The 952-nt window shown below is 36.9% G+C and carries 1 protein-coding gene and 1 pseudogene; both read right to left on the reverse strand.

The annotated features are described in order from the left end of the window. Window positions 1-230 (reverse strand): annotated as a pseudogene (locus ACFIQC_RS09910) (hypothetical protein); the annotation flags it as partial. 105 nt (window positions 231-335) lie between these two features. Beyond that, window positions 336-914: a hypothetical protein gene (locus ACFIQC_RS09915; RefSeq protein WP_375707139.1), complete on the reverse strand. Its 579-nt coding sequence runs from the start codon at window positions 912-914 to the stop codon at window positions 336-338. Between the last annotated feature and the right edge of the window lie 38 nt (window positions 915-952).

Consider the following 952-nt stretch of genomic DNA (forward strand, 5'->3'; position numbering starts at 1 on the left):
TTTGCATCATCATACACTCTTGCATGACCGTAGACACAAGCCTCATCATACACCCAGCAATTGCCATCATGGGATAGATTAGCTTCCTTTTCAATAAAGCCGCCTAAAGACCCCGCCTTTATATCATCAAAATCTTTTAAAGCTTTAATGCGATAAAGATTTATAATATTTCGAGTAAGTGCATGTTTGATTTTTTTAATTTCACTGGTTAATTCATATTTTTTGCACATAGGAGTACCCTCACAATCTAATGTGATAAACGTTTTCTAAAATTTGAAATGGAAAATTTGCTTAGAAAGCAGGCGCCCCCGCCGCGCCCGCCGCTGCTTTATTAATTAGACCCAGACAATCTCTAATTCACCATAAGGAGAGAGACGTTCAGTATAGGTTTTTATTTTAGTAGACCCGCCGACATTTTCACGAATAACAGCAATGCCATGAATATTGGCATTTTCATAAACATGTACGTTATTTGCTATACGAGCATTTTCATAAACCCTAGCATTGTCATAAACATAGGCATTATCATAAATAATAGCCTTGCCATACACATGTGCATTACCATAAACATGGGAATTATCAGAAATAACAGCATTGCCATAAACATGGGCATTATCATAAACATAGCCAGCAATGATAGCATTGTCATAAACCCGCGCATGACCATAGATATGACCACAAGTGACAGCATTGCCAAAAACTCTTGCATTTTCATAAACGTGACCATTTTTAAACACAAGAGCCTCATCATACACCCAGCAATTTCCCTCATGAGAGAGGTTATCTTCCTTTTCAATAAAGCCACCCAAGGCACCAGCTCTAACATCAGAAAAGTCTTTTAATGCTTTAATGCGATAAAGGGTATGATTACCAAATACACGCGTTTCATTTGTGAGTGCAAACTTCTTTTGCATGAGCACAATTCCTTTATAGAGATTTAAATTTTTAAATG

This window comes from Bartonella sp. AA126HLJHH, assembly GCF_042197425.1.
GTDB lineage: Bacteria > Pseudomonadota > Alphaproteobacteria > Rhizobiales > Rhizobiaceae > Bartonella.

Bases quoted from the DNA above. Each gene is read 5' to 3' on its own strand.
- ACFIQC_RS09915 (WP_375707139.1), bottom strand. From the start codon at position 914: ATGCAAAAGAAGTTTGCACTCACAAATGAAACGCGTGTATTTGGTAAT.